The following is a 25,910-nucleotide window of genomic DNA, read 5'->3' as shown; positions in this document are numbered from 1 at the left end:
CCGGCTCGGTAGGGTGCGGTGCATGGCCATCACACTGGAGAACGTCGGCATCGCCGTACGCGATCTCGAAGCGGCGATCTCCTTCTTCACCGATCTCGGCCTCACGGTCGTCGGCCGCGACACGGTCAGCGGGGAGTGGACCGAGACGGCCGTCGGTCTGGACGGCAACCACGCCCATATCGCCATGCTCCAGACGCCGGACGGGGGCGGACGTCTCGAACTCTTCGAGTACGTCCACCCCGAGGCGATCGAGACGGAGCCCACACTGCCCCACGAGATCGGGATGCACCGCGTCGCCTTCTCGGTCGACGACCTCGACGAGGCCCTTGAGGTGGCGGCGCGCCACGGCTGCCGTCCGCTGCGCGGGGTGGCGAACTACCGGGACGTCTACCGGCTCACCTATCTCCGCGGCCCCAGCGGCATCCTCGTGATGCTCGCCGAGGAGCTGCGGAAGGACTGAACGGCGGAGCCCGCCGCGCCGCGCGCTCCGCCCCTCCCGGCCGGCTTCGCCGACTCCGCTCCCGCCGTGTGGGTCACGGCTCGACGCGGTGACCACGGCAGGGAAGCGGTGACCACGACAGGAGAGTCGATGAACATCAGGACGCTGGAGATCCCGACCTCGGACGGCCCCGCCGGTGCCTTCGCCGCGTTTCCGGACGGCGGGGGGCGGCACCCGGGGGTGCTGATGTACGCGGACGCCTTCGGCGACCGGCCCGTGCTGCGGGAGCTGGCGGGCGAACTGGCCGGGCACGGGTACTACGTGCTGGTTCCCCACTACCTCTTCCGGAGCGGTCCGGCACCGCTGGTCGACCTGCCGGAGCACATCGGGGAGGACGTCCGGCCCGCGCTGCTGGGCGAGTTGATGCCGCTGATCGAGGCGCACACCCTCGACCGGACGCTGCGCGACGCCGACGCCTACCTCGCGTTCCTCGCCGAACAGCCCGAGGTCGCCGCCGGGCCCGTCGGGGTGACCGGCTACTGCTTCGGCGGTCTGCTGGCGGTCCGCACCGCGGCGGCCCACCCCGACCGGGTGGCGGCCCTCGCCGCGTTCCACGCCCCCGTCGCCGCGGACGGGCCGGAGACCCTGGCGAAGATCGCCGCCACGACCCACTTCGGCCACGCCGCGAGCGACCTGACCCCCGAGGCGCTGGACGCGCTCAACCGGGACCTGGACGCCGCGGGGCTCGACCACACCTCGGAGATCTACCCCGGCACGGCCCACGGGTTCACCATGTCCGACACCGCGGCCTTCGACGCCGCCGGGCTGCGGCGCCACTGGGACCGGCTGATCCCGCTGCTCGACCGGGCGTTGGCCGACGGCTGAGGTTCCGGGGAACGCGGACGGGCCGCGTGCGGCGGCCCGGGGCGCCGCGCCGGCGACGGTTCAGCGGGACATCGGCAGCGTGACGTTGCCCCGGCAGCCGTCGCACCTCGGCAGATAGGGGTTGTCGCTGGCGGCCAGCGCGCAGGTCGCGCAGAGCAGCCGGCCGCAGTCGGCGCAGACCAGCACGATGCCGTCGAGCGCGCCGTCGTGGCTGACCGTCACGGACGACGGGGACTGGAGCGCGACGCGCAGCCGCCTGTCGCAGCGGGCGCAGGGGACGTGTGCGCCGTGGTGCAGGCCGTGGTCGAGCCAGGGCTCGCGCCGCTTCCGTGGCGCCGGCCGGCTGACGGGAGCCGCGGGGGGCGCGGGTGACGGAGGCTGGTGCCTCTTCCCGCGGAACAGTCGGAACAGGCCCATGGTGACCTCCACTTCGTGGGGGCCCAGTGCAGCAGAGCCGGCCGGGACCCGTCCCGGCCGGCCGGTCAGCCGTCCTCGCGGGTGATCATCACCACGGAGAGGAAGTCGACCGCCTCGGAGTCCGCCTCGAAGGCGTAGGGCGCGCCGCCGGGGATCGCCGCCGACTCGTCCTCCTTCGCGAGGAGCGCGGTGGCGGCGGAGCGCACCCGCAGCACGCCGTGCGAGACGTGCACCATCGTGTCGGGCGCGCCCGGCGTCGGGGTCACCCGGTAGCTGTCGTCGCCGGCGATGTGCCACTTCCACAGCTCCACCGAGACATGGCTGGTCTCGGACGCCTTGAGCAGATACGCCCAGCTGCCGTGCGGGGTCGACCAGACCTTGAGCGCGTCGGGCGAGGGCGCGCCGATCATGCCGACGAGGGCCGCGAAGGTGGTCCCGAGCGCCGCCGCGATCCGGTCGACCGTGCCGAGACTGGGGTTGGCCTGGCCGAGTTCGATCTGGGTGAGCATCCGCCGGCTGACCTCGCTGCGCTCCGCGAGGCCGGCGACGCTCTGTCCGGCGGCCGACCGCAGCGCCCGGATGCGCCGCCCCACGAGGACGGCCACCTCGGGCCGGATGCGCTCGGCCATGCGTCCTCACCTCGGGTCGGTAATGGCGTCGACGAACTTCCGGGGTGGGCAATATAGTGCTCACCTCGGCGTGCTTCCGGGGCCCGGCCGCACGCTCCGAACGAGAGATGAGGCTCCGATGGCCCGTACCGCCACGACCCCGCGGGGGCGCGCGGCCCGCACCTCTCGTTCGAGGCTGGACATCCTACGGTGGCAGGCGGGCTGCGGAACGTTCAACGTCCCCCAGGCCGCCGCGCCCATCGCGTTCGCGCTGATCGCGCTGCCCCTCACGGGCACGGCCGAGTCCGGCGCCGCGCTGGTGCTGGCGATGACGGCGGCGCAGGTGCTCGGGGCCGTTCCCGTGGCGCGGATCGGACGGCGGTTCAACGGCGTGCGCTATCTGCGCGCGCTCATCGGCGTCCGCGCGCTGGCCCTGGCCGCCGTCACGCTCCTGGCCGCGGCGAGGGCCCCGTTCGCGCTGGTCGTGGTCGCCGTGGTCGCCGCCGGCGTCGTCAACGGCGCGGCGTACGGCTACATGCGGCTGCTGCTCAACTACCTCGTGGAACCGGCCGGTCTGCCCCGGGCGTTGGGTGTGGCGGCGACGCTGACCGAGGTCTCCTTCGCGCTGTCGCCCGTGCTCGCCTCGCTGCTCGGGGCCGTCTCGCCGGCCTGGACGATGGCGGTGGTCACCGTGCTGGGACTGGGCCCCCTCGTCCTGATGCCGAGCGTCCCCGAGGCGCGCGGACTCCAGGTGAACGAGGTGAACCGGGCCCGGACGCGGGTGCCCCGGGCGGTGTTCCTCTGGCTGTTCTGCGCCTCCGCGAGCGGTTCCGCCGCGGCCGCCGTGGAGGTCGGCGCGGTTCCGTTCGCGCTGGCCTTCGGCCTCGACCCCGGCTGGGCGTTCCTGTTCGCGCTGACGCTGTGCGTCGGCTCGGTCATGGGCGGCATATGGGTCAGCGTGCGCAACCGGAAGCCCACGCCCCGGCGGGTCGTCGCCTTTCTCGCGGCGATGGCCACCGGTTCGGCGCTGGTGCTCACCGGCGGGCACCTGGCGGTGACCCTCGCCGGCGCCGCCGTCGTCGGGCTCTTCCTGCCGATGCTGAGCACCTTCTACTCGCTGGCGCTGGACGAACTCTCGCCCCCGGGCCGGCGGGCGGAGATGTTCGCGCTCCAGCGCACCGCCAGCTCGCTGGGCATCATCGCGATCAGCGGGCTGCTGGCGCTGCTCGGTCTGCGGGCGGCGCTCACCGCGAGCCTCGCGCTGCTGCTGACCGCGTGCGCGCTGGCCGCCGCCCACGTGGCGAGGACCGCGGCCTCGGGCGCCGGTCCCGGTCCCGGCGTGCCGGATCGCTAGGTCCAACGGCCCGGTCGTCCTCGGCCCCGCGGCCGATCACGGGGTGGCGGGGCGCTGGTTAGCGTCACCGTATGCCTGACGAACAGCGGTTCGACCTCGACGCCTACCTCGACCGGATCGGCTGGCGGGGCGCGCGCTCCGCCGACCTGGCGACCTTGCGCGGGGTGCACCGCGCACATCTGCTGTCCCTCCCGTTCGAGAACCTGGACCCGCTGCGCGGCGCCGTTCCCTCCCTCGAACTCGACGACCTGACGGCCAAGTTGGTGCACGGCCGACGCGGTGGCTACTGCTTCGAGCACAACCTGCTGCTGGCCGGGGCGTTGCGGGCGCTGGGCTTCGGGGTGACGGTGCTCAGTGGACGGGTGGTGGTGGGCGCGGAGCGGCTGGAGAGCCGGCCGCGGGCGCACGCGCTGCTGCTGGTGCGGGCGGCGGACGACCCCAGGCCCCACCTCGGGGACGTCGGCTTCGGAAACCTCGGCGCCATGGTGGAGCCGGTGCCGCTGGTGCCGGACGTGGAGTTCCGCGCCGACGGGCGGCGGCACCGGCTCGTCCAGGTGCCGCACGACGGGCCGCTGCCGCAGTGGGTGCTCCAGGCGTGGCGGGAAGATGACTGGGCGGCGCAACTCGCGTTCACCGAGGAGCCGTTCGCGCTGTCCGACCTGGTGACGCAGAACTGGTACGCGGCCACCTACTCCGACTCCCCGTTCATCCGGCGACCGATCGTCCAGCGCACCCTGAGCGCGAGACATCTGCTGCTGGACGGAAGGGAGTTGACTGAGACGGCGCGCGACGGAACGGTCACCAGGCGCGAGTTGGCGGACGAGGGGGAGGTGCGGCGGGTGCTGGTGGGGGAGTTCGGCATCGACGTCCCGGAGGGCATGGCGCTGCTGCCCTGAGCCGCGCGGAACCCGCGCGAGGGGGCCGCCGCTCCGCCTCCGCGGCGGCAGGCGTCAACGCCGGCCCGTCCTCACGCGCTCCCGGTAGGCCCTGGAGGCGCGGGGGTACCAGTTCCGGTGCCAGAGGCAGGCCGCGACCAGGAGCACGGCCGCCGGGACGAAGGAGTACCCGGCGGCCTCCGCCGCGCCGGCGTGGGACGTGGAGAGCAGGCCCTGAAGCGCGAGCAGACCTCCCACCGAGCCGCACAACGTGATCGCCCCGCCCTCGGCCTGGAGCGGGATGGGGAGCTTGCGGCGGTTGATGTGGCGATCGCCGTCCGGCGGGGCCAGCCCTTCGCGCGTCGCGTCCGGCGCCGAACGCCGCGCGTGCCTTCCGGGCGGCGCCGACGCCGACGCCGGCGATCCGGGCGGGGTCAGCCGCACTCCCAGACGGACCGGATCGCCGTCCGCGTCGGCGAGTTCGAGGGAGAGTGACCGCCTCCGGTCGAAGGTGACCCAGTAGGTGCCGGCACGGCCCACCACGTCCACCGACCCCGGAGCGCGCGGTGCGGGACCGCCGTCCTCCCCCGCCTGGGCGACGGCGGCCTTCCCGGCGTCGGCGCGCGACGCGTGGGCACCGCCGGGGAGATACTCCACCCGGTACCCGCGCGGGGCGGACGCGTCGACGTCCAGCCGGGCGACCCACCAACCGTGGTCCCGCGCGACGCCTTCTTCCTCCCCTGGCATAAGCCCAGCGTAACCATCCGAGGGGCGCGGCGGGGCCGTCCCGGCCGGGGGGCGTCCTACGCGCCCGCCGCTTCCCCCGCCGCGTCGAGGAGCGTGTCGATGAGGCGTTCGGCGGCGTCCGGACGGCCCTGCGCGCGGGCGGCGTCGGCCATGGCGGTGCGGGCGGCCGGGTCGGTCAGCAGCGGGGCGAGGGCGGCGCGGAGGGTGTCGGCCGTCGGGGCGTCGGCGAGGGCGACGGCGGCGCCGGCGTCCTGGAGGTGGCGGGCGTTGTGCGCCTGCTCGTTGCCGGCCGACGTGGCCAGCGGCACGAGGACGGCGGCCTTGCCGAGGGCGGTGAGCTCGGCGATGGTGCCGGCGCCGCTGCGCGAGATCACCAGGTCGGCGAGGGCCAGCACGTCGGGGAGTTCGGCGCCGACATAGCCGGTCAGCAGGTAACGCGCGGCCAGTTCGGCGGGCAACGACGCGGTGTGGCCGCGCAGTTCGTCGACGTTGGCCGGCCCGCACTGGTGGATCACGTTGGCCTGGGCGAGCAGCCAGGGCAGGATGTCCCGCACCAGGCCGTTGATCTGCTGCGAACCCTGTGCGCCGCCGGTGACGTAGACGGTGGGCAGGTCGGGTGCGAAGCCGGTCAGGCCGAGGGCGGTGCGGGCCTTCTCCGGCTGGCCGGTGAGGACTTCGGGGCGGACCGGGTTGCCGGTGACGACCGCCCGGGGCCTGGCCGGCTCCGGCAGCAGGGGGAGCGTGGACTCGGAGGAGACGGCCACCCGGGTGGCGCGGCCGGCGAGGGAGCGGTTGGCCAGACCGAGGCGGACCGTCTGCTCGTGGACCACCAGGGGCCGCTTGCAGAGCCTGGCGGCCAGCCCGACGGGGACGGCGACATAGCCCCCGGTGGCCAGGACCACGTCGGGCCGGTGGTCGTTGACCAGTCTGCGGGCCTGCGCGACGCCGAGGGGAACGCGGCCCATGTCCCTGACGTTGGCCGGTGAGAGCATCTTCAGCGGGTTGCTGGCGCGGCGGATCTTGCCGGTGGCCACGGAGGCGAACCGGATGCCCTCCGCGGCCGCGACCCTCGACTCCAGACTGTCCGCGGTGCCGACCCACAGCACGTCCAACGCCCGCCCGCGCGCGGCGAGTCGTGCGGTCAGGGTCCGCACGGCCGTCAGCGCCGGATAGGTGTGCCCGCCGGTGCCGCCACCGGTGACGATCAGTCGGAAGGGCCGGTCGGAGACGGGGGAGTGCTGGGCGTCTGCGCTGCTCACGAGGCGTTGTCCCGTTCTGGGGTCGGGCCGGACGGCGCCGGCCGAGGGCATGGGGGGAGGGGACCATAGCAGGAGCGCGCGCCCGGCGGTACGTGAACGGCGTTCTCCGGCCACGGCGGTCGCGCCGGCGCCTCCGCCGGCGCCCTCACCGTTCCCGCCGGCGCGCCCCCGTGCCTCAGGCCCCGTGCGCCCCGCGCAGCGCGGAACGGCCGGCGTAGCGCGCCGCCTCGCCCAACTCCTCCTCGATGCGGATCAGTTGGTTGTACTTCGCCGTGCGGTCCGAGCGGGAGAGCGAGCCGGTCTTGATCTGCCCGCAGCCGGTCGCCACCGCCAGGTCGGCGATGGTGGTGTCCTCCGTCTCGCCGGAGCGGTGCGACACGACGGCCGTCCAGCCCGCCCGGTGGGCCGTGGTCACCGCGGCCAGCGCCTCGGTGAGCGTGCCGACCTGGTTGACCTTGACCAGGACCGAGTTGGCGACGCCGGTGCGGATGCCCTCCCGCAGCAGGGCCTCGTTGGTGCAGAAGACGTCGTCGCCGGTGAGCTGGCAGCGGTCGCCGACGCGGGCGGTGAGCTCGCGCCAGCCGTCCAGGTCGTTCTCCGCCATCGGGTCCTCGACGGAGACGACCGGGTAGGCGTCGATGAGCCGGGCCAGGTGGTCGGCGTGCTCGGAGGGGGTGCGGCGCACTCCCTCGCCCGCGTAGTGGTACATCCCGTCGCGGAAGAACTCGGAGGACGCCGGGTCCATGACCAGACCGATGTCGGCGCCGGGGCGGTAGCCCGCGCGTTCGACGGCCGCCGTCACGAAGTCCAGCGCCTCCTCGGCGGTGCGCAGCGCGGGCGCGAAGCCGCCCTCGTCGCCGACGCCGGTGGAGTGCCCGGCGGCGAGCAGGTCGCGGCGCAGGGTGTGGAAGACCTCGCTGCCCATCCGCACGGCCTCCGCGAAGGTGGCCGCGCCGACGGGCGCGATCATGAACTCCTGGTAGTCCAGCGGATTGTCGGCGTGGGCGCCGCCGTTGACGATGTTCATCATCGGCAGCGGCAGCAGCCGCGCCCCGGCCCCGCCGAGGTAACGGTAGAGAGGCTGGCGGCGGGCCGCCGCCGCGGCCTTCGCGGCGGCCAGGGAGACGCCGAGAAGCGCGTTGGCGCCGAGGCGTGCCTTGCCGGGTGTGCCGTCGAGCGCGGTCAGGGCCGCGTCGAGCCCTTCCTGGTCCGCCGCGTCCCGGCCGCGCACGGTGGCGGCGATCTCGCCGTTGACATGGGCCACCGCGCGGTCGACACCCCTGCCGTGCCAGCGCCTCGGATCCCCGTCGCGGAGTTCCACGGCCTCCCGCGCGCCGGTGGAGGCGCCGGAGGGCACGGCCGTGCGCCCCCGGGAGCCGTCGGCCAGGACGATGTCGACCTCGACCGTCGGGTTGCCCCGGCTGTCGACCACGGTGCGGGCGGTGACCTTCCGGACGGCGGTGCCGCCCGTCTCACCCGCCGTTCCCGCGTTGGTCGTTGACGCCGTCTCCGCTGTCGTCGGGGACATGGGAGTTCCTTCCCGTTGCCGTGTGGTCGTGGCCCCGGCTGCGACGACGCTGGCGCTGGGCCCGACAGCCGCAACCATACAGCAATGCTGTGCAGTTTGCCTGTGTAGCTTGCCTGTGCAGATTAGCTGTGCAGATTCGCTGTGCAGGCTGTCTGTGCAGTCTGCCTGCGCACTTTGGCTGCAACCGCGCTGGTCAACGCGGTAAAGTGCCGTATGTCCACCTCGGAAGCCGCCGCCCTCGCCGCCGAACTGCGCACCGCGATGGGCAAGCTCACCCGGCGCGTCAACCACGAGGACCGCATCCCCATGGGGCAGGTCGCCGTGCTCGGCGCGCTCGACCGCAACGGCGCGATGACCACCAGCGACCTCGCCGCCGACCAGCGGGTCCGCCCCCAGTCGATGGCCCGGGTCGTCGGACTGCTCATGGACCAGCGCCTGGTCACCCGCCGGGCGCACCCCACGGACGGCCGCAAGTCGCTGGTCGAGCTGTCGGCCGCCGGGCGCGACGCGCTGGAGGCGGAGCGCGACCGCAGGGTCGGTTGGCTGGCGCGGGCCATCGAGGACGAACTCACGGCGGAGGAACGGGCGTTGCTCGCGCGCAGCGCCACGCTGCTGGAACGGCTCGCCACCCGCTCGTGAGGCGACCGCCGTCGCCCCCGCCCCTACCGCTTCACCCTTTCACCCTTTTCGGCATAGCTGCCGCGGCATCGTCGGAGGAGACGTGGACATCGCATCCGCCCAGAGGCTGGCCTGGGAGAACAAGCAGGCCAAGGGGTTCAACACAACCGATGTGGCCCTGGAGTTCGGGCTGCTCACGGCGGAGGTGAGCGAGGCGTTCACCGCCTGGTGCCGGAAGGAGGACGGCCTGGGCGAGGAGCTGGCTGACGTCTTTCTCTATCTCACGGCGCTGGCCGAGATGAACGGCGTCGACCTGGCCGCCGAGGTCGTCGCCAAGATCGACAAGAACGCGCGCCGCGTCTACGCGCGCGACGAGCGGGGCACGCTGGTCCGCGTCAGCGACGCCTGAGCGGCGGGGGCCCGGCGGCGGGCCCTCGGCGGGGGAGCGTGGTGCGTCGTGCGTGGGGGCTGTGGGGCCTGTGAAGGGCGCGGAGGTTCCGACCGGCGCCGTCTGCGCCGTCAACGCCGTCTACGCCATCAACCGGTGCGCCGCAGCGGCAACTCGGCGTGGACCGCACCGTTCCTCTCGCCCGTCTTCTCGCCCGGTCCCCCGCTGTCGTTGCCACCGTCGTTGGCGGCGTCTCTGCCACTGTCTCTGTCGCTGCCGGTGTCGGTGCCGCTGCTGGTGCCGGTGTCGGTGCCGCTGCCGGCGTCGGTGCCGGTGGTGAGCACCGCTCCGTTGCGGCGCAGCGCGGTGAGCGCCGCCGTGTTGTGCGTCGTGGTGTCCGCGACCACGGCGCGCGCGCCGGCGCGCGCGGCCTCCCGGAGGAGCGCGCGGAGGGCGGCGGTGCCGATGCCGCGTCCGCGCTGTGCACGGGCGAGCCAGAGGCCGGTTTCGAGGACGTCGCGGCGGTCGGTGCGCGCCAGGCGCGCCGAACCGACGACCTCCCGGTCGTGGAGGACCGCGTAGGTGGACTCGCCGAGGGAGCCCCCGAGTCCGGGGCGGCGGGCGCGGTGCCAGGCCAGGAAGGCTTCTCGTCGTTCCGTCGTCCACCCGGGCGGTCCCGTCACCGGCGGCATGACCTCCTCGGGGGCGGCGTCCGCGACGGCCACCGTGAGAAGGGTCGCGAGGCCCTCCTCGTCGATCCGCCGCAGCTCCACCCGACGCACCATGGTGTTTCCTCTCCCGACCGTCTGGGACCCCTTGATCCTTGCCCTCCGACGCCCGCCGGGCCAGCGGTTTCCGCGCCGGACCCTGCGGTTTCCGCGCCGGCCTCGGCGGTTTCCGCGTCGGCCGCAGTGGCTTGCGCGCCGGCACGCGGGCGCGCGCCCCGGTCGGAGGGCCGGTCCGGCACGCGGGCGCACGCGCGTCACGCGCCCCCCGCCAGCCGGCGCAGCGTCTCGGCCGCCGGTTCTGGGCGGGCCTCGCGGTGGCCGGTGCCGGACCAGAGATGGATCAGCCGGGTGTCGCCCGCCGCCGTCGCCGCGCGGCGCAGCGGGCCCGTGAGGTGGTGCAGCGCGGGGTAGCCGGCCGGGGCCGACGCGTCGTAGCGCTCGGTGAAGTGATTGCGCAGGGCGCGCGCCGGGCGGCCGGTGAACGCGCGGGTGACGACCGTCCCGGCGAACGCCGGATCCGCCAACGCCGCCCGGTGCGGCGCCGACGCGCCGCTCTCCCCGGTCCGCAGCAGCACCGTTCCCACCATGGCCGCCTTCGCGCCGGCGCGCAGCGCCGCGCTCACGCCCTCGGCGTGCGCGATCCCGCCCGTCGCGATCAGCGGAAGCGCGACGGCCCGCCGCACCTCGGCCACCAACGCGGGCAACGGGACGTCGGGAACCGGCCGTTCCGGAGTGAACGTCGCCGAGTGGCCGCCCGCGGCCGACGCCTGGACCACCAGGGCGTCGACCCCGACGTCGGCGGCGGCGCGCGCCTCGGCGGCCGAGGTGACGGACTGCGCCACGAGCGTCCCCGCCGGGCGCAGGGCCTCGACGACGGCGGCCTCTGGCAGGCCGAAGGTGAACGAGACCAGCGGGACCGGCGCCTCCAGCAGCAGCCGGATCTTCGCGTCCCACCCGTCGTCGTCCTCGACGGGTGCCTCGGGCAGCGCGACGCCGTACCGTTCGGCCTCGGGGCGCAGCACCTCGGCGTAGCGCCGGTACTCGGCGGGCGCGACCGGCACCGGGCGCGGCGCGAAGACGTTGACGCCGAACGGCACCCCGGTGTCCCGGACCGCGCCGATCTGTTCGGCGAGCGCCTCGGGCGTCCGGTAGCCGGCGGCGACGAAGCCCAGGCCGCCGGCCCGCCCGGCCGCCGTCACCAGCGCCGGGGTGCCGGCGCCGCCGGCCATCGGGGCGGCGAACACGGGCAGGGTCACTCCGAGTCGTTCGAGCAGAGGGTTCACGGCGGGCATCCTTCGCGACGACGTCTTGCCGCTCCCGACGCTACGACGTGCCACGCCCCCGTGCCCCGTAGGCCCGTGTTCCGTAGGCCCGCGCCCCGCGCCCGTGCCCCGCGGCCGTACGCGGGCGGGGTCCTCGCGGCGGCCCGGCGCTCCGCGGCGTGGCCTCCGCGTGGCGGGTCGACGGGGCAACAGGACCGTTGACGAGGGGAGTTGACGTCGCGTCGGGCAGCGGGCCGGTGTGCCGCGCGGGGCATGGCTGTCCATGACTTCCCTCATGGGAAGTGATGACGGATGTCACTGCCGAGGGGGCGTCGCCGGGCGAAGACTGGATCACGTTGTGTAGGCGCTCGGCCCGGCGCCTCGGTCCCGTTGACCCGTTGGCCTCGCGTGACCTCCTGGCTCACCGCGTGCCGGTTCTCCGTGACCTCGCCTGGCCGATACGCCGACTGGTGAGAGCGAGCGGGCGCCCGTGGGCGCCCCAAGGGGAGGACCTACCGATGCATCGATCCCTGTCTCTCGGGCTCGTCGTGGCCGCCTTGGCGGTGACGGCGGCCCCGGGGGTGGCCGTGGCGGACTCCCCGGACGGCCTCCGGTGGGGCGCGTGTCCCGAGGGGGTGGAGGCGCCGGGGCTGGAGTGCGCCACGTTGGAGGTGCCGCTCGACTACGCCGACCCGGACGGCCGGCAGATCGAGATCGCCGTCTCGCGCCTGGCGAGCGAGGAGCCGGCCGAGCGTCGCGGCGCTCTGATGACCAACCCCGGTGGCCCCGGCGGCTCCGGGCTGGCGTACCCGGCCCAGCTCGCCGCCGGCGGGCTGCCGCAGGAGGTGCTGGACGCGTACGACGTGATCGGCTTCGCGCCGCGCGGCGTGGGCGAGAGCACGCGCGTGACCTGTGACCTGACGGAGGAGCAGCAGAGCCGGGGGAACTTCCCGACGTACGCGCACACCGACGCCGACGTGGAGCGCGAGGCGGAGTACGCGCGGGACATCGCGGAGCGCTGCGGCGACGCGGACACGGCGTGGATGCTGCCGCACCTGACCACGGCCAACACGGCCCGGGACATGGACCGGATCCGGGAGGCGCTGGGCGAGTCGACGGTCTCCTATCTCGGTGCCTCGTACGGCACCTATCTCGGCTCGGTGTACGCGGAGATGTTCCCGGAGCGCGGCGACCGGATGGTGCTGGACAGCGCGTTGGGCGCCGGGGGTTACGACTTCACGGCGATGCGGAGGTTCGCCCCGGGCTTCGAGGACCGCTTCCCCGACTTCGCGGAGTACGCCGCCGCGCACCCGGAGTACGGCCTCGGCACCACGCCGGAGGAGGTGACGGAGACGTTCTTCGAGTTGGCGGAGCGGCTGGACGCCGAGCCGTCCCCGGAGGGCGTGGACGGGACGCTCTTTCGCGGGCTGACGTTCGACCGGCTCTATGTCGACGCGCTGATGCCGCAGGTGGCCGAGGCGTGGCAGGCCCTCGATACGGGGCAGCCGCTGCCGTCCCTGCCGCCGGTGGTGGGGGACATGGAGAATCTGATGGCGTCGCGGTTCGCCGTGATATGCGCCGACTCGGAGTGGCCGGACACCGTGGAGGCCTACCAGGAGGCCGTCGCCGTCGACCGGGAGCGCCACCCGATGCTGGGCGGCAGCGTGGCGAGCGTCAACCCGTGCGCGTTCTGGCCTGCCGAGGCGACCGAGCCGCCGGTGCGGATAGGCGACGAGGGCCCGTCGAACATCCTGATCGTGCAGAACGAGCGCGACCCGGGGACGCCGCTGGCCGGCGCCCGGGAGCTGCGCGAGACGCTCGGCCAGCGCGCCGTGTTGGTCACCGCCGACCAAGGCGGGCACGGCGTCTACCCGTTCGGGAGCAACACCTGCGCGAACGACTCGGTGACCGCCTATCTGACCACCGGTGAGCGCCCCTCGCAGGACCTGGCCTGCGCGGCGGAGCCGGCCGAGTAAAGGGAGAGGCCCCGCATGTGGAAGGAGTGGCGGCGCCGCCGGGCGGAGCAGCGAGTCAGGCCGGGAGACGGGCGCGCGCTGCAGCGCTTCCGCTGGTGGCAGCTGCTCTTCCGCGCGCTGTTCCACCTTCGCCTGACGCGTCCCGACGGTGGGACGGCGCTCTACACCGTTGACGTCAGGCACTGGATGGGCGGCTCGTCCGACGAGGTCAAGGCCCAGCTCTACCTCGACGGCAAGCAGCACGCCACCTCGAAGCTGCCCGCCCGCTTCCCGGTCCCGGGCGGCAGCGTCGAGGTCGCGATGAGCGGCTTCGGGCTCAAACGCTGCCACTTCCTGACCGACGCGGGGACCGAGCACCAGCTCACCCCGGACCGCGCCTCAGCCGAGGGGCGCCGGGCGCGGCTCGAACACACGAGTCCGGGGCTGAGCCGGGCGATCGGCTCTGTCTCCGTGCTCGTGCTGATCGTCTCCCTGGCGCTGCTGCTCACCCAGATCGCCGCCCCACTCACCGAGATACCCGCGGTCGCCGAGCGGGTCGGCGAGTTCTCCGCGCCCCGGCTGCCGGTGTGGCTCAACGCGATGCTCGTGCTGTCGACGGTGCTCGCCAGCACGGAGCGCGCGTGGCGCCTGCGCTACCACTGGCTTCTGGACGGCGGAGTCGGCTGATCCGCACGGCGGTCGAGGGCGCCGGAGGCGCGTCCGACCGGGCCCTCCGCCGTTCCCCCTCCGCCGTTCCCCCCGTCGCTGTCCGTGGACGCGCTCTCGTCCATGGACAGCGAGAGGGGAGACGGAGGGCCCGGTCGTCCCACGGTCCGGGGCGGGGGAACGGCGGAGGGGGTCTCCCGTCACGGGGCACCGCGTGAGCCCGACGGGCCCGGGGCGCCCGGGGTGTTGGTCGCCGGGACCGGACGCGAGGCACGTCGCCATGGACGCGATGCCGGAGCGCGGCAACCTCTCGCCCGCCGGCGGCGACCGGGGTACGCGGGCCCAACGGGTCCTTCAGCGCCCCTGCCTGGGCCGGCGGCGGCCGCGCGCCGACGTTCGGCCGTCCCCACCCGCGACGGGAAGGTTCACCGATGTTCCGAAGACTGCGCACGCCCGCCACCTCCGGCCGGCGCCGCCGTGGCCTCGTGCTCGTCCTCGCGCTCGCCACCGCCGGCGTGCTCTCCGGACCCGCCGCCTCGGCCGGCGCCCCGCCCGAGTCCGCCACCGCGTCGGAAGCCGCCACCGCGAGGTCGGACGCCGGGACGCGGGCGGACAAGCAGACACGCGTGCCCCAGTTCATGGTCGACGCGGGTGCCGAGACGGGGAACGTCGCCGAGTCGGAGCACTTCGCCGTCCGTTGGGGCGACGCGGTCGACGCCGTCGCCTGGGGCCGGGAGACCCACGGGATCGACAACTACCCGCAGTGGGTCGCGGACCACATGGACGAGATCTACGCGTACTACGTCGACGAGGTGGGCTTCGTCGACCCCGCCGACCACCCCGTGGGCTCCCGGTACCGGATCAACCTCCACCTCTGCGGCACCTGGTCGGGTGACTTCCTGCCACCGGCGAACTGGGCGGGCGGCGACGACATCGGCCTCGGCCACATGTGCCTGCCGTACGACAAGATCTGGGACGAGTGGGTCGAGTCCCACGAGTTCGGTCACGTGCTCCAGATCTACGCCGTCGACCTCAACATCGCGGCCGGCCACGGCGGCGGCTGGGGCGCGGGCAACACGGCGGCCGGACCGGTCTGGGAGGCACACGCCAACTACCTGGCGCGGATGAAGCGCCCCGAGGTCGTCGCCGGCTCCGGCTACCTCATCGATCGGCAGCACTTCCGCTGGCTCTCGCAGGAGACCTACTACGGCGACTGGATGCTGTTCAACACGATCCGCGACCTCTACGGACCGGACGTGATCGACCAGTTCTGGTACGAAGCCGAACAGGGCGAGCACCCGATCGACACCATCAAGCGCGTTCTCGGTCTCGACCACGAGGCGTTCGCCGAGCTGATCGCGGAGTACACCTCGCGGCAGGTCGTCTACGACTTCTCGGACGGCGACGCGATCCGCGGCGACCTGTGGACCGACGGCGGAGACTACCGTCCGCTGCACACCGACCCGCTCCAGAGCCTGGGCGGCGACCGCTACCGGATCGCCGACAGCGAGGCGCCGCACCAGTACGGGCACAACATCGTCCAGCTGACCCCGAGCGGCGACCAGGTCTCCGTCGGCCTGACCGGGGACTCCGACCTCTCCGGCGCGGACTGGCGGTTCCGGCTCGCCGCGGTCTCCCCCGACTTCTCCGTCCGCTACAGCGACACCTTCGGCCCCGGCGAGACGGCCGACTTCGGCCTCCAGGGCGGCGAGACCCATCTGATGCTGGTCGTCGCCGCCACCCCCTCCGAGCACCGGAACTACCCGGCCGGCCAGGTCGGCGTCGGCGACCCGTTTCCGTACGAGCTGACCCTCCGGGGTGCCTCCCCGACCCGGTGAGCCCACGCGTTCCCCGCGCCCCCCTCGGCCGGTAGGCGGTTCGGGGGCGCGGGGTACCGCGGCGGGCGGGCGGTGGGCGATGAGCGAGCGTGGGGGCCGGCCGGGCCTCGGGCCCCCGGGCCCCGAGCACACATCCCCCCCGGGCACACATCCCCCGGGGGCACAGGCTCCCGAGGCACATCGGCCGAGTGGCCGAGCCGCACCGGCCGGACGGCTGAGGCGCACCCGCCGGAAGGCCGCCTAGGCTCGGGGCGTGAGCAGCGAGACGGGGGCCCTCGGGGCACGGCGGGCCCTGGGCCGGTGGGCGGTCGACACGGCACTGTTCTGCACGGCCGTCCTCTTCGGCCTCGTGACCCTCGGCATCGTCCAGGAGAGCGGCGAGCAGCCGGAGCTGATCGCCGAGTGGGACCCGGTGCTCGGACTGGTGGCCTGCCTTGCGCTGTGGTGGCGCCGGCGTCTGCCGCTCACCGTGGCGCTGATCGGCGTGCCGACCGTCGCGCTGGCCAGCAGCGCCCTGCCGGCGGGCGTGGTGATCATCGTCAACCTCGCGGCGCGCGCTCCCTGGCGCCGCGTCCTCCCGCTGTGCGCGCTCTACGCGGTGACGGTGATCCCCTCGGGAGTGCTGATCTCCAGCACGGAGGGGAACGTGGGGTTCGACCTCGCGTTCGGCTGCACCTATCTGCTGGCCGCGTTCGCCCTCGGGTACGCGCTGCGCTCGCGGCGGCTGCTGGTGGAACGGCTGCGCGCCGACGCCGCACGGGACCGGGCCGAGCACGCCCGCCGCCTGAACGAGGCCCGGCACGCCGAACGCCGTTCCATCGCCCGCGAGATGCACGACGTGCTCGCGCACCGCGTCTCGCTGCTGTCCGTGCACGCCGGGGCGCTCGCCTACCGCTCGCGCCGGGCGGCGGACGGCGGCGGCCCGGCGCTCAGCGACGTCGAGGTCGCCGAGAGCGCCGAGGTGATCAGGGGCAACGCGCACGCCGCCGTCGGAGAACTGCGGGAGGTGCTGTCCCTGCTCCGCTCCGAGGACGACGCGGAGGGCGAGGCGGGGGAGCCCGTCTCGCTGCTGCGTCGGATCGAGGACATCGACACCCTGGTGGGCGAGGCCGAGGCGGCAGGCCAGCGGGTCGAGACGCACCGCGACCTGGACGAGCGGGCGCTGGCCGGGCTGCGCGTGCAACTCCACCGCACCGCCTACCGGTTGGTGCAGGAGGGACTGACCAACGCGCGTAAGCACGCGCCCGGCGCACCGGTGACGGTGCGGATGACGGGCGGCCCGGGAGGGGAGCTGACCGTCGAGGTCCGCAACCCGCTGCGCGCCACCCCAGGGGCGCCCGCCGGGAACGGGATCCCCGGCGCCGGCGCCGGACTGACCGGGCTGGCCGAACGGGTCAGACTGGACGGCGGAACGCTCGAACACGCCGCCGCGCACGGCATGTTCACACTGTGCGCCCGGCTACCGTGGCCCGGCGAGGTGAGGACGTGATCCGAGTGCTGCTGGCCGACGACGACCCGCTGGTCCGCACCGGGCTGCGGATGATGCTGCGGGGCGCCGACGGCATCGAGGTGACCGGGGAGGCCGCCAACGGCGCCGAGGTGGTCGACGCGGTGCGCCGCGACGCCCCCGACGTGGTGCTGATGGACATCCGGATGCCGGTCATGGACGGCCTGGCGGCCACCCGTGCACTCTCCCGTGACGCATCGGCCCGGGTCCTCGTGTTGACCACCTTCGACGAGCACGGACTCGTGCTGGAGGCGATCCGCGCCGGAGCCGTCGGCTATCTGGTCAAGCACGCGGCTCCCGAGGAGATCGTGGAGGCGGTGCGCGGCGCCGCCAGGGGCGAGCCGACCCTCTCCCACGCGGCCGCCCGTGCGCTGATCACACACGCCACCAGCGGGACCGGCGACGAATCGCGGGCGGAACGGGCCAGGCGGCGGCTGTCCGTCCTCACCGAACGGGAACGCGCCGTCGCCGACGCCGTCGCCGAGAGCCTCTCCAACGCCGAGATCGCCGCACGGCTTTACCTCTCCCTCGGCACAGTCAAGTCCCATCTGTCCAGTGCGCTGACCAAGCTGGAACTGGACAACCGGGTGCAACTGGCGCTGCTCGCCCACGACGCGCGGGACCCAAGCGCATAACGGGTCCCCGTGGCGGTGGCGGCCGGCGGTGGCCGTTCGACCGGCCGGCTCCGGCCGTTCGGCGGAGGCACCGACCCGGGCGGCCTGCCTAGGGTCCGGGACATGAATCCTCACACCCCGGCGGATCCCCGATGCTGAACGTCCGTGGCGTCTCCTACCTCGTGGGCGACGCGAGCGAGGACGCGGTGCGGCGCGACCTGCGGGACATCGCACGCGAGTTGCGCTGTACCACCGTGATGCTGATCGGCCCGGATACCGCACGGCTGGTCGCCGTCGGCCGACTCGCCCTCGACGCCGGGCTCGACGTCTACCTGCGGCCGCACTCAGCCGAGCTGCCCCGCGCCCTGCTCCTGGCTCGTCTGGACGAACTCGCTCGCCGGGCCGAGGAGTTGCGCGTACGCCACCCGGGTCGGGTGACGCTGATGGTCGGCGGCGAGTTCTCCCACACCGTGCCCGGCATCGTCCCCGGCCCCTGGTCCTTCGTGCGGCTGCGGGTGGTGCTCAGATTCCGCCGGCTGCTGCGACGGCGGGTCGAACGGCGGTTGAACGACCTGCTCGCGGCGGCCGCCGCCACCGCGCGGCGCCGGTTCCACGGCCCGCTCACCTACGCGGCGGCCGGCTGGGAGAGCCCTGACTGGTCACCCTTCGATCTGGTCGGAGTGAACCTCTATCGTTCGGCCGGCAACCGGGACGACTACGTTCCACGCCTGCGTGAACTGGTCAGGTCACACGAGAAGCCCCTGGTCATCACCGAGTTCGGCTGCGGCGCCTTCACCGGGGCGGATGCGCGCGGCGCCGGTTCCTTCCAGATCGTCAACTGGTATGCCACCACACCGAGCATCCGGCGCGCGCATCCCCGCGACGAGTCCGTCCAGGCCCGCTACCTCGGGGAACTCATCGCGCTGTACGCGGCGGAGGCCGTGCACGGCTGCTTCGTCTTCACCTACGCCATGCCGGACTTCCCGCACCGGGACGACCCGGCGACCGACCTCGACCGGGCCGGCTTCGGACTGGTCGCCGTCACCGAGACCGGCGAACGTCGCCCCAAGGCGGCCTTCCACGAGGTTGCCCGGCGCTACGGCGCGCGGGACGGATAGCCGCTCACCGCCCGCCGTCGGCCGCGGCGAACCGCGCCGCGTTGGCCGTCGAGAGGCGCACCAGCTCGTCGGTGTCCCGCCGTGACATCGCGCCCAGTTGGGGCTCCAGCACCTCGACCAGCTCGATCGGGTTCCGCAACCAGCAGGCGTCCGCGCACTCCTCCTCACGGACGCACCGCAGGGTGGCCTCGCGGATGCGCTCCGCCCCCGGCACCGGCCTGCCGAACGCCCGGCAGAACAGGGCGAGTTTGAACTGCCGGAGACTCGCACCGAACCGAGATGCTCCCACAGCTCCCGACCGCCGGGACCGGCGCCGGGCAGCGGATGCGACGGCTCCGCGCCCAGGCGTTCCAGGGCCGAGGTGGTCAACTGGAGGGCACGCCCGCGCGTCCGTTCCACGGCGCGCATCTCGTTGTGGCGGTCGAGGAAGAACCCGGAGCGCGCGCTCCAGTCGCCCTCCACCATGTCGCGCTGCTGCTCAGCCGCTACAACCAGCAGGTGCTCTTCGGGGACGCCACGCCCGAGCAGGCAGCGGACGCGTTCCTCGGCGAGCTGGGCGACTCCATCCGCGCGGCCCGCTGACGCCGCGCCCGGCGCCCCAACCGGGCGCGGACCGGCGCCGGTTGGAGTCGTCCGCGCCCCCCGTCAGCCCAGCCCCGGCCCGTCTTCCGTCAGCACCAGGGCGGCGTAGCCCCAGCCCAGCGCAAGGGTGCGCGTCAGGCACCAGCCGGCGGTGGCCGCCAGCTCGGCGACCGCCTCGGGCGAACGGGACGGTACCCCGGTCAGGGCCGTCCGCAGCAGCCGCTGGTCAGCGGCGGCCGGGCCGAGTTCGTCCGGGCGCGGTGACTCCACCAGCAGCAGGGTCCCGGCGGCGCGACGTGCCCGCGCGAGCAGCCGTCGCGCCTCGTCATCCGTGCGGTGGGCGAGGGAGAGAGCGGCCACCGCGACCTCGAACCGACCGGGCGGCTCGACCGATTCCCCACCGGTCTCTCCGCTCCCTCCTCCGTCGGGCCGCTCGGCGAGTTCGCCGCCGAACTCGCCGCCGAACTCACCGCCGAACTCGCCGCCGAACGCGACCCGTTCGTCCCTGACCAGCGGCCGGAGCGCGCGCAGCGCCTCCACCGAACCGGTCACCGTCAGCGCCGCCCGGACGCCGCGGTCACGCAGCGTGTTGGCGACGGCGGCCGCGCCCGGGCCGTGCAGGACCACGCTGGACGCGCCGGCCACCACGGGATCGGCGGCCAACGCGTCCAGCACGAACGCCAGGGACTCCGCCCGTTCCACCAACTCGCCGTACAGTTCCGCGTCCTCGGCGGCCGCCTCGCGGACGGTCCGCCCATGGGCCAGTGCCCAGCCCGGCGTGCCGCTCAGCAGCGTCTCGTCCAACGAGGCCAGGGAGAGCAGCAGTTCGGCGTCGAAGCCGTCGAACCGCTCCCGCGCGTGCTCGTCATGCGCCAGGGTCTCCCCGGACGCGGTCAACGACACGGTGTCGTCAGCGAGTTGCACCAGCCCGTGCCGGACGAGGACGCTCAACAGCGCCTCCAGCCGGTGTCGGGGAACGCGGGTGCGCTCGGCGAGCGCACCGATGTCCAGGGCCCCGGCGCCGGCCAGGGTGTCGAGCACCGGCAGCCGCAGCGCGGCGCGGACGGCGAACCAGCCGAGGGCCGCCGAGGGGAGATCGCCCGCCCGGGGCGGCGCGCCGGCCCGGCCCCCCGCCGGGTCGGCCGCCGCCTCCGAGGTCCGCGCGTGCCAGTAGCCGGTGATGTTGACCCGGTCGGCGCCCAGGCCCCGCTCGTTCCGCAGGTGGCGGCGCACCGGCAGCAGCGCCCGGCTCTCGCCCGCGCCCCAGACGTACCCCGTGCCCTCGCGCCAGGCGTGCGCGCGGACCAACCGCAGTGGAAGGGCCGGGTCGTGCTCCGGGTCCTCGATCCAGCGCACCCGGTCGCCGGGGCGGGTGGGCAGGTCGACGCGGGCGTCCGGGTGACTGAGCGTCAGGTAGAGGTCGGCCGGCGCATGGGTGGGGCGTTCCTCCAGGAAGCGCGCGACGGCGGGGAGGGCGGTCTCGTCGCCGAGCAGCACGATCCAGTCGAGGTCTTCCGGCAGCACCGTCGACGACTTCGGCCCGACGAACCACAACTCGTCACCGACCCGGGCGCGTTGCGCCCAGGCCGCGGCCGGTCCGTCGTGCCCCAGCACGAAGTCGAGTGCGAGCGTGCCGTCCCCGACGCGCCTGGGGGTGTAGTCGCGGTAGAGCCGGTGCTCCGCGCGTGGCCACTCGATGCCGTGCGGGAGTTGGACGGGCAGCGCGTCCTCGATCCGGCCGCCGTCCGTGAGGATGAGCTTGACGTGGTCGTCGAACGCCGGTGAGGCGAAGGCCGGTTGCTCACGTTCGGCGGCGTGGAACGCGCCCAGCTGGTCCCCGGTCAACGTGACGCGGACCGTGCGCGGGTTGACCCGTTCGGTGTGGGCGACCTCGACCCGGCGCAGTACCAGTGGGTGGGTCACCAGAGTCCGTGTCGCCATCTCAGCCGAACAGCTCCTCGATGATGTCGAGCAGTGCCAGCGCGTCGTCGTAGTCGGGGCGCACCACCCAGTACGGCAGGTCGTGGGCGTTGCCGGACTCGAACGAGGGCAGCGAGGCGTAGGCCGGCTGTTCGGAGAGCGTCGCGACATCCGTCGTGTCGGCGTTGAAACCCGCGATGAACAGGGTGGGCTGGGTCAGCGTGCCCGCGATCTGTTCGGTGGAGAGCTCGAACATGTCGCCGCCGCTGGTGTAGGGCTCGAAGCCGCCCTCGGCGAAGAGCGGCGCGGCCTCGATGCCGACCTCCTCCAGTACGGCCGGCACCCCCTGGTCCTCGATCAGGACGTAGGGCGTGTTGTCGGCGGTGATCGACAGATAGGCGGCGGGGCCCGGGGGCGGGGTGATGGTGTCGCGCACCTCCGCCACCCGTTCGTCGTGGTGGGCGACCATCTCGCGGTGCCGCTCCGGCTTGTCGAAGACGTCCTCGGCGAGGAAGGACAGCTGCTGCTGCCAGGTGTCCAACTCGCCGCCGACCAGCACGGTCGGCGCGATGCCGCTCAGCTCCTCGTACGCCTCCTCGGCCTGCACGAGCGGCAAGCCGAGGCCGCCGCCGACGATCAGATCGGGGTCGGCCTCCAGTATCGCCTCCATGTCGTATCCGTCGATGGACCACGGGAGGAAGGTGGTTCCGTCCTCCTCGGCCTCCGCCGCCCAGGCGTCCGAGAAGGCGCCCTCGCCCTGGTCTGCCGCCTCCGGGGTGATCGCGGCGACGGGCACGTCCAGGTGGTAGAGGTAACCGGCCAGTGCGTGGTTCAACACCACCACGCGCCGAGGGTCCTCGGGCACCCGGACGTCCCCCTGGCCGGTGGTGACGGTCCGCGTCGCGGAGTCGGAGCCGCCACCGTCCGCGCCGTCGGACGAGGAGCAGCCGGCCAGGGCGAGAGCCGTGGCGACGGCGAGGGCGGCGGGGGCGGAACGGCTGGGCCGGAGAGGGGGCTTCATGACGACCTCGGAAGACGAATGATGACAAAGGGCATATGCTGCCGATCGAAACTGAGGTTAGGCTAACCTCAGTTTCCTCGTCCGGGTGGTCCCAGGGTGACACGTTGGCTGCCGCAGCTGACGTCCTCGTCCGGACGGGGGCCGTCGCGCCGGCGCCGAAGCCGCCGCCGGACGACCATCGTTCCCGGCGCCGCACGACCGGCGGCGCCGGCGACCAACCGCGACGGGGCGCCACCCGTGACGCGTCACGACCCGCGACGCGTCACGCCCCGCGTGGCCGCACGAGTCCGCAACACCGCTACCGCACGTTCTCGCAACACCGCTCACCGTGGAGGAGCCACGTGACCCTCTCCCCGCTGGCCGCCGTGGTGCCGCAGCACGCCATCCGGTTCGCCGGTCACGACACCCACCAGCACGAACTGCCGCATCTCGTCCATGTCGTGAGCGGCCGCGCGCACCTGACCACCGGTGACCAGACCACCTACCGTCTGGCGGCCGGGGAGAGCGTCTGGCTCGCCGCGCGCGTGCCGCACGCCGTCCGTGTCTCGGAGGGCGGCCTGGTGCTCGGGCCGTTGCTCGACGCGGAGGACGCGCCCCCCGGCCCGGTGATGCGCCTTCCGGTGTTGTCGGAGGTGAGTCGGGTGGCGACGGTGCTGCTCGGGGCCGCGCCCACCACCGAGGCGCAGATCGCGCCGTTCCGCCGGGCGCTCGGCGAGGCGTTGCGCGCCGCCTGTGCGCGGTACTTTCCGCTGGTCGAGCCGCGCCACCCGGTGGCGCACGCCATCGCGCGCGACGCGCTGCGCGGCCCGGACACGCTGGAGCGGCTCGCGCGCCGCCACCACATGAGCGCGCGGCAGGTGCAGCGGCTCTTCCTCGCCGAGACCGGTCTCGCTTTCGCCCGGTGGCGCACCCGCGCCCGCCTCAACTCCGCGATACCCGAGCTGCTCGCCGGCACGCCGGCCACGCTGGCGGCGGCGCGCGCCGGCTACACGACGCGCTCCGGGCTGCTGCGCGCCCTCGCGCGGGAGTGCGAGGTGGACGCCGACGTGCTGCGCCGCGATCCGCGCCTGGCGCTGTCGGACCGGGTCGCGTAGCGGGCGGTCATGAACGAGAACCCCGCGACCCGGCTCGTGGCAGGCCCCGCCCCCGCACGCCGGCCTGACCACTGTGAAGGTGACCACCGGAAAGGTGACTGCCACGGACCTGAGCACCGTGAACAAGTGGCAGACGTTCAACGCGTGAGCGCGTGCGAGGGCGAGGACCACCGCGAGCGCGGACCCGAGGACGGCGACGCGCGCGACGCGCGAGAGCCGCTGGCCGGCCGCACCCGGACACGCCTGCTCACGTTGCTGCTGGCCGCCGCGCTCCTGGCCGTCTCCGTGGCCCTGAGCATCATGGTCGGCTCCACCCAGGTGCCGCTGAGCTCCGTGCTCAGCGCCTTCGGCGGGCACGACGGCTCGCCCGAGCACATCGCCGTCCGCGACCTCCGGGTGCCGCGCACCGCGCTCGGCGTCCTGGTCGGCGCCGCGCTCGCGGTCTCGGGCGCGCTGATGCAGGGCCTGACCCGCAACCCCCTGGCCGACCCCGGCCTGTTGGGGGTGAACGCCGGCGCGGGCTTCGCCGTCGCGCTCTCCGTCGCGTTCCTCGGTGTCACCCGCGTCGACCAGTATCTGTACTTCGCCTTCGCCGGTGCGGTCGCGGCCGCCGCAGCCGTCTACCTGATCGCCTCCCAGGGGCGCGGCAGCCCCACCCCGCTGCGGCTCACCCTCGTGGGGCTGGCCCTCGGCTCCGTGCTGGTCGGGCTCTCCCAGACCCTGGCGCTGCTGGACACCGAGACCTTCGAACGGGTGCGGTTCTGGGACGTCGGCACCCTGGCCGACCGGCCGGTCGGCACCGTGGGCGCCGTCGCGCCGTGGGTCTGCGCCGGCCTGGTGGTCGCGCTGGCCTGCGCGCGTCCGCTCAACGCGCTGGCGCTCGGCGACGAGTTGGCCCGCGCGGTCGGCGTGCGGGTCGGGCTGACGCGCCTCGGGGTGGTGGTCGCGGTGACGCTGCTCTGCGGCTCGGCGACGGCGGCGGCCGGACCGCTGGCGTTCGTCGGGCTGATGGCGGGCCACGCGGCGCGCTGGCTGACCGGCCCCGACTACCGCTGGATCGTGCCGTTGTGCCTGCTGGCCGGGCCCGCCCTGGTGCTGTTGGCCGACGTGCTGGGCCGGGTCATGGTCGGCTCCGGCGAGCTGCAGGTCGGAGTGGTCGTGGCGCTGGTCGGCGCGCCGATGCTGATCGTCATGGTCCATCTGCGAAGGGCGAGTGCGCTGTGAAGGGTCGGTTGGTGACCGGTCAGTTCCACGGTGGTCAGAAGTCGGACCGGACGGCTGACCACACCGGTGATCACGCCGCTGACCACACCGGTGACCAGTCTCGGGCCGTGAGGGAGCGGGAGGGGCGGGAGCCGGGGGCCCCGCGCCATCTGGTGCTCAGACGAGGCGGGTTCAGCGCGCGCGTGGCGGTCGGGCCGCTGCTGGTCCGCGGACTGCTCGGGCTGCTGGTCCTGTCGCTGGCGGCGCTGGCCCTCACCCTGGGACGCGCGCAGGTCACCCTCCCCGAGCTGCTGTCCGTCCTCAGCGGCCGGGAGCAGGGCACCCTGCGCACGGTGGTCCTGGAATGGCGGCTGCCCCGTGTCGTCGCCGCCGTGCTCTTCGGCGCCGCGCTCGGCGTCAGCGGCGCCGTCTTCCAGTCCCTGACCAGGAACCCCCTGGGCAGTCCGGACGTCATCGGCTTCAACTCGGGGGCGTTCACCGGGGTGGTGGCCGCCGTGCTGCTGGGCGCGACCAGCTATGTCGCCCTGTCCGCCTGGGCGTTGCTGGGCGGGGTGGCGACCGCGGGGCTGGTCTACGCCCTGGCCTTCCGCAGGGGGCTTTCCGGGTTCCGTTTCCTCATCGTCGGCATCGCCGTGGGGACGTTCCTCTCCTCGCTCAACTCCTGGTTCTTCGTGAAGGCCGAGCAGCAGCAAGCGCTCCGCACCGCCGTGTGGGGCGCCGGAACGCTGAGCCGGGCGGACTGGACCACGCTGGCGCTCGCGGGGGGAGTGGCGCTCGCCGTCGCCGCCGCGCTGCCGCTGGCCGGACGGTGGCTGCGGCAGCTGGAACTGGGCGACACCACGGCGGCGGCGCTCGGCGTGCCGGTCGAACGGGCCAAGGCCGTCCTGGTGCTGCTCGGCGTCGTGACGACGGCGCTCGTCACCGCCTCGGCAGGACCGATCTCCTTCGTCGCGCTCGCCGCGCCGCACATCGCCCGGCGCGTCACCCGGCGCGGCGGCTCCGTCGACCTGCCCTCCGCCGCCCTGGTCGGCGCCCTGCTGTTGCTCGCCTCGGACGTCGCGGCCCAACACGCCATCCCCGGCGTCGTGTTGCCGGTCGGCGCGGTGACCGTGTGCTTCGGCGGCCTCTACCTGGTCTGGCTGCTCGTCGTGGAGTCGAGGCGTTCGTGAACGACATCGGGCGGAGCGGCGCGCGGGGGTCGCCCGACGCGCGCGGGACCGGGAGTAGGAAACGGGCGAGACGGCCAAAGGCCCCGCGACTGAC

Annotated in this window: 26 protein-coding genes; 16 read left to right on the top strand and 10 right to left on the bottom strand. The window is 74.2% G+C overall.

What is annotated here, in order from left to right; all coding sequences use genetic code 11:
• Window positions 1-22 precede the first annotated feature (22 nt).
• Complete coding sequence (locus tag CRP51_RS21070) at window positions 23-460, top strand: VOC family protein (protein WP_097232852.1); 438 nt, start codon at window positions 23-25, stop codon at window positions 458-460.
• 129 nt (window positions 461-589) lie between these two features.
• Complete coding sequence (locus CRP51_RS21065; RefSeq protein ID WP_097232851.1) at window positions 590-1,324, top strand: dienelactone hydrolase family protein; 735 nt, start codon at window positions 590-592, stop codon at window positions 1,322-1,324.
• Between the two features lie 60 nt (window positions 1,325-1,384).
• Here the strand turns inward: CRP51_RS21065 and CRP51_RS21060 are convergent, their stop codons facing one another.
• Together CRP51_RS21060 and CRP51_RS21055 are read right to left on the bottom strand one after the other, a co-directional pair.
• Complete coding sequence (locus CRP51_RS21060; protein ID WP_141514637.1) at window positions 1,385-1,741, bottom strand: hypothetical protein; 357 nt, start codon at window positions 1,739-1,741, stop codon at window positions 1,385-1,387.
• A gap of 65 nt (window positions 1,742-1,806) precedes the next feature.
• Window positions 1,807-2,370 (bottom strand): helix-turn-helix domain-containing protein, encoded by a 564-nt coding sequence (locus tag CRP51_RS21055; RefSeq protein WP_097232849.1) that lies wholly within the window; start codon window positions 2,368-2,370, stop codon window positions 1,807-1,809.
• A 118-nt stretch (window positions 2,371-2,488) separates the two neighbouring features.
• Between CRP51_RS21055 and CRP51_RS21050 the strand changes: the two genes are divergently transcribed.
• Window positions 2,489-3,703 (top strand): MFS transporter, encoded by a 1,215-nt coding sequence (locus CRP51_RS21050; RefSeq protein WP_097232848.1) that lies wholly within the window; start codon window positions 2,489-2,491, stop codon window positions 3,701-3,703.
• 71 nt (window positions 3,704-3,774) lie between these two features.
• On the top strand, window positions 3,775-4,599 hold the full coding sequence (locus tag CRP51_RS21045; protein ID WP_097232847.1) for an arylamine N-acetyltransferase family protein: 825 nt from the start codon (window positions 3,775-3,777) through the stop codon (window positions 4,597-4,599).
• A 54-nt stretch (window positions 4,600-4,653) separates the two neighbouring features.
• Here CRP51_RS21045 and CRP51_RS21040 read toward each other — a convergent pair whose 3' ends face one another.
• The 3 genes from CRP51_RS21040 to eno all read right to left on the bottom strand — a co-directional run bounded on the left by CRP51_RS21040 (window position 4,654) and on the right by eno (window position 8,112).
• The gene (locus tag CRP51_RS21040; RefSeq protein ID WP_097232846.1) at window positions 4,654-5,325 is read right to left on the bottom strand and encodes a hypothetical protein; all 672 of its coding nucleotides are present in this window, start codon (window positions 5,323-5,325) and stop codon (window positions 4,654-4,656) included.
• Window positions 5,326-5,381: 56 nt separating this feature from the next.
• On the bottom strand, window positions 5,382-6,584 hold the full coding sequence (locus CRP51_RS21035) for a UDP-N-acetylglucosamine--N-acetylmuramyl-(pentapeptide) pyrophosphoryl-undecaprenol N-acetylglucosamine transferase (RefSeq protein ID WP_245880718.1): 1,203 nt from the start codon (window positions 6,582-6,584) through the stop codon (window positions 5,382-5,384).
• 175 nt (window positions 6,585-6,759) lie between these two features.
• On the bottom strand, window positions 6,760-8,112 hold the full coding sequence (gene eno, locus CRP51_RS21030) for a phosphopyruvate hydratase (protein WP_097232844.1): 1,353 nt from the start codon (window positions 8,110-8,112) through the stop codon (window positions 6,760-6,762).
• A 213-nt stretch (window positions 8,113-8,325) separates the two neighbouring features.
• On the opposite strand from eno, the gene CRP51_RS21025 reads away from it, so the two are divergent.
• A complete protein-coding gene (locus tag CRP51_RS21025; RefSeq protein WP_097232843.1) occupies window positions 8,326-8,751 on the top strand; it encodes a MarR family winged helix-turn-helix transcriptional regulator in 426 nt (141 codons plus the stop codon).
• An 82-nt stretch (window positions 8,752-8,833) separates the two neighbouring features.
• Complete coding sequence (locus CRP51_RS21020; RefSeq protein ID WP_097232842.1) at window positions 8,834-9,139, top strand: nucleoside triphosphate pyrophosphohydrolase family protein; 306 nt, start codon at window positions 8,834-8,836, stop codon at window positions 9,137-9,139.
• A 128-nt stretch (window positions 9,140-9,267) separates the two neighbouring features.
• On the opposite strand, the gene CRP51_RS21015 is transcribed toward CRP51_RS21020, so the two are convergent.
• Together CRP51_RS21015 and CRP51_RS21010 are read right to left on the bottom strand one after the other, a co-directional pair.
• Window positions 9,268-9,903: a GNAT family N-acetyltransferase gene (locus CRP51_RS21015; RefSeq protein WP_245880717.1), complete on the bottom strand. Its 636-nt coding sequence runs from the start codon at window positions 9,901-9,903 to the stop codon at window positions 9,268-9,270.
• Window positions 9,904-10,100: 197 nt separating this feature from the next.
• Complete coding sequence (locus tag CRP51_RS21010; RefSeq protein ID WP_170970625.1) at window positions 10,101-11,138, bottom strand: NAD(P)H-dependent flavin oxidoreductase; 1,038 nt, start codon at window positions 11,136-11,138, stop codon at window positions 10,101-10,103.
• Window positions 11,139-11,626: 488 nt separating this feature from the next.
• On the opposite strand from CRP51_RS21010, the gene CRP51_RS21005 reads away from it, so the two are divergent.
• From CRP51_RS21005 to CRP51_RS20980, 6 genes are all read left to right on the top strand, one after another.
• Complete coding sequence (locus CRP51_RS21005; protein ID WP_097232840.1) at window positions 11,627-13,084, top strand: alpha/beta hydrolase; 1,458 nt, start codon at window positions 11,627-11,629, stop codon at window positions 13,082-13,084.
• Between the two features lie 15 nt (window positions 13,085-13,099).
• Window positions 13,100-13,750 (top strand): hypothetical protein, encoded by a 651-nt coding sequence (locus CRP51_RS21000; protein WP_097232839.1) that lies wholly within the window; start codon window positions 13,100-13,102, stop codon window positions 13,748-13,750.
• Between the two features lie 410 nt (window positions 13,751-14,160).
• The gene (locus tag CRP51_RS20995; protein ID WP_097232838.1) at window positions 14,161-15,567 is read left to right on the top strand and encodes a DUF6055 domain-containing protein; all 1,407 of its coding nucleotides are present in this window, start codon (window positions 14,161-14,163) and stop codon (window positions 15,565-15,567) included.
• A gap of 253 nt (window positions 15,568-15,820) precedes the next feature.
• Window positions 15,821-17,056 (top strand): sensor histidine kinase, encoded by a 1,236-nt coding sequence (locus tag CRP51_RS20990; RefSeq protein WP_097232837.1) that lies wholly within the window; start codon window positions 15,821-15,823, stop codon window positions 17,054-17,056.
• Window positions 17,053-17,709 (top strand): response regulator transcription factor, encoded by a 657-nt coding sequence (locus CRP51_RS20985; RefSeq protein ID WP_097232836.1) that lies wholly within the window; start codon window positions 17,053-17,055, stop codon window positions 17,707-17,709. Before CRP51_RS20990 ends, CRP51_RS20985 begins: the two co-directional genes overlap by 4 nt.
• 131 nt (window positions 17,710-17,840) lie before the next feature.
• On the top strand, window positions 17,841-18,806 hold the full coding sequence (locus CRP51_RS20980) for a glycoside hydrolase family 113 protein (protein WP_097232835.1): 966 nt from the start codon (window positions 17,841-17,843) through the stop codon (window positions 18,804-18,806).
• Window positions 18,807-18,810: 4 nt separating this feature from the next.
• On the opposite strand, the gene CRP51_RS20975 is transcribed toward CRP51_RS20980, so the two are convergent.
• On the bottom strand, window positions 18,811-19,095 hold the full coding sequence (locus CRP51_RS20975; RefSeq protein ID WP_097232834.1) for a hypothetical protein: 285 nt from the start codon (window positions 19,093-19,095) through the stop codon (window positions 18,811-18,813).
• Here CRP51_RS20975 and CRP51_RS20970 point away from each other — a divergent pair.
• Window positions 19,086-19,388, top strand: coding sequence for a hypothetical protein (locus CRP51_RS20970; protein WP_097232833.1), 303 nt, complete (start codon window positions 19,086-19,088; stop codon window positions 19,386-19,388). The genes CRP51_RS20975 and CRP51_RS20970 overlap by 10 nt on opposite strands.
• A 63-nt stretch (window positions 19,389-19,451) precedes the next feature.
• Here the strand turns inward: CRP51_RS20970 and CRP51_RS20965 are convergent, their stop codons facing one another.
• Window positions 19,452-21,329: an SIP domain-containing protein gene (locus CRP51_RS20965; RefSeq protein WP_097232832.1), complete on the bottom strand. Its 1,878-nt coding sequence runs from the start codon at window positions 21,327-21,329 to the stop codon at window positions 19,452-19,454.
• Window position 21,330: 1 nt separating this feature from the next.
• Complete coding sequence (locus CRP51_RS20960) at window positions 21,331-22,329, bottom strand: ABC transporter substrate-binding protein (RefSeq protein ID WP_097232831.1); 999 nt, start codon at window positions 22,327-22,329, stop codon at window positions 21,331-21,333.
• A 341-nt stretch (window positions 22,330-22,670) separates the two neighbouring features.
• Between CRP51_RS20960 and CRP51_RS20955 the strand changes: the two genes are divergently transcribed.
• From CRP51_RS20955 to CRP51_RS20945, 3 genes are all read left to right on the top strand, one after another.
• The gene (locus CRP51_RS20955) at window positions 22,671-23,423 is read left to right on the top strand and encodes an AraC family transcriptional regulator (RefSeq protein ID WP_245880716.1); all 753 of its coding nucleotides are present in this window, start codon (window positions 22,671-22,673) and stop codon (window positions 23,421-23,423) included.
• 144 nt (window positions 23,424-23,567) lie between these two features.
• Complete coding sequence (locus CRP51_RS20950) at window positions 23,568-24,647, top strand: iron chelate uptake ABC transporter family permease subunit (RefSeq protein ID WP_342749087.1); 1,080 nt, start codon at window positions 23,568-23,570, stop codon at window positions 24,645-24,647.
• A gap of 107 nt (window positions 24,648-24,754) precedes the next feature.
• Complete coding sequence (locus CRP51_RS20945) at window positions 24,755-25,816, top strand: FecCD family ABC transporter permease (protein ID WP_342749086.1); 1,062 nt, start codon at window positions 24,755-24,757, stop codon at window positions 25,814-25,816.
• The last annotated feature ends 94 nt before the right edge of the window (window positions 25,817-25,910 follow it).

The sequence above is a fragment of the Streptomyces zhaozhouensis genome (assembly GCF_900230195.1).
GTDB lineage: Bacteria > Actinomycetota > Actinomycetes > Streptomycetales > Streptomycetaceae > Streptomyces > Streptomyces zhaozhouensis.
Note: the sequence above shows the minus strand (reverse complement) of the source record. Positions and strands in the feature narration are given on the sequence as shown.

Bases quoted from the DNA above. Each gene is read 5' to 3' on its own strand.
- CRP51_RS21070 (WP_097232852.1), top strand. From the start codon at position 23: ATGGCCATCACACTGGAGAACGTCGGCATCGCCGTACGCGATCTCGAA.
- CRP51_RS21065 (WP_097232851.1), top strand. From the start codon at position 590: ATGAACATCAGGACGCTGGAGATCCCGACCTCGGACGGCCCCGCCGGT.
- CRP51_RS21060 (WP_141514637.1), bottom strand. From the start codon at position 1,741: ATGGGCCTGTTCCGACTGTTCCGCGGGAAGAGGCACCAGCCTCCGTCA.
- CRP51_RS21055 (WP_097232849.1), bottom strand. From the start codon at position 2,370: ATGGCCGAGCGCATCCGGCCCGAGGTGGCCGTCCTCGTGGGGCGGCGC.
- CRP51_RS21050 (WP_097232848.1), top strand. From the start codon at position 2,489: ATGGCCCGTACCGCCACGACCCCGCGGGGGCGCGCGGCCCGCACCTCT.
- CRP51_RS21045 (WP_097232847.1), top strand. From the start codon at position 3,775: ATGCCTGACGAACAGCGGTTCGACCTCGACGCCTACCTCGACCGGATC.
- CRP51_RS21040 (WP_097232846.1), bottom strand. From the start codon at position 5,325: ATGCCAGGGGAGGAAGAAGGCGTCGCGCGGGACCACGGTTGGTGGGTC.
- eno (WP_097232844.1), bottom strand. From the start codon at position 8,112: ATGTCCCCGACGACAGCGGAGACGGCGTCAACGACCAACGCGGGAACG.
- CRP51_RS21025 (WP_097232843.1), top strand. From the start codon at position 8,326: ATGTCCACCTCGGAAGCCGCCGCCCTCGCCGCCGAACTGCGCACCGCG.
- CRP51_RS21015 (WP_245880717.1), bottom strand. From the start codon at position 9,903: ATGGTGCGTCGGGTGGAGCTGCGGCGGATCGACGAGGAGGGCCTCGCG.
- CRP51_RS21010 (WP_170970625.1), bottom strand. From the start codon at position 11,138: ATGCCCGCCGTGAACCCTCTGCTCGAACGACTCGGAGTGACCCTGCCC.
- CRP51_RS21005 (WP_097232840.1), top strand. From the start codon at position 11,627: ATGCATCGATCCCTGTCTCTCGGGCTCGTCGTGGCCGCCTTGGCGGTG.
- CRP51_RS21000 (WP_097232839.1), top strand. From the start codon at position 13,100: ATGTGGAAGGAGTGGCGGCGCCGCCGGGCGGAGCAGCGAGTCAGGCCG.
- CRP51_RS20995 (WP_097232838.1), top strand. From the start codon at position 14,161: ATGTTCCGAAGACTGCGCACGCCCGCCACCTCCGGCCGGCGCCGCCGT.
- CRP51_RS20980 (WP_097232835.1), top strand. From the start codon at position 17,841: ATGCTGAACGTCCGTGGCGTCTCCTACCTCGTGGGCGACGCGAGCGAG.
- CRP51_RS20970 (WP_097232833.1), top strand. From the start codon at position 19,086: ATGCTCCCACAGCTCCCGACCGCCGGGACCGGCGCCGGGCAGCGGATG.
- CRP51_RS20965 (WP_097232832.1), bottom strand. From the start codon at position 21,329: ATGGCGACACGGACTCTGGTGACCCACCCACTGGTACTGCGCCGGGTC.
- CRP51_RS20960 (WP_097232831.1), bottom strand. From the start codon at position 22,329: ATGAAGCCCCCTCTCCGGCCCAGCCGTTCCGCCCCCGCCGCCCTCGCC.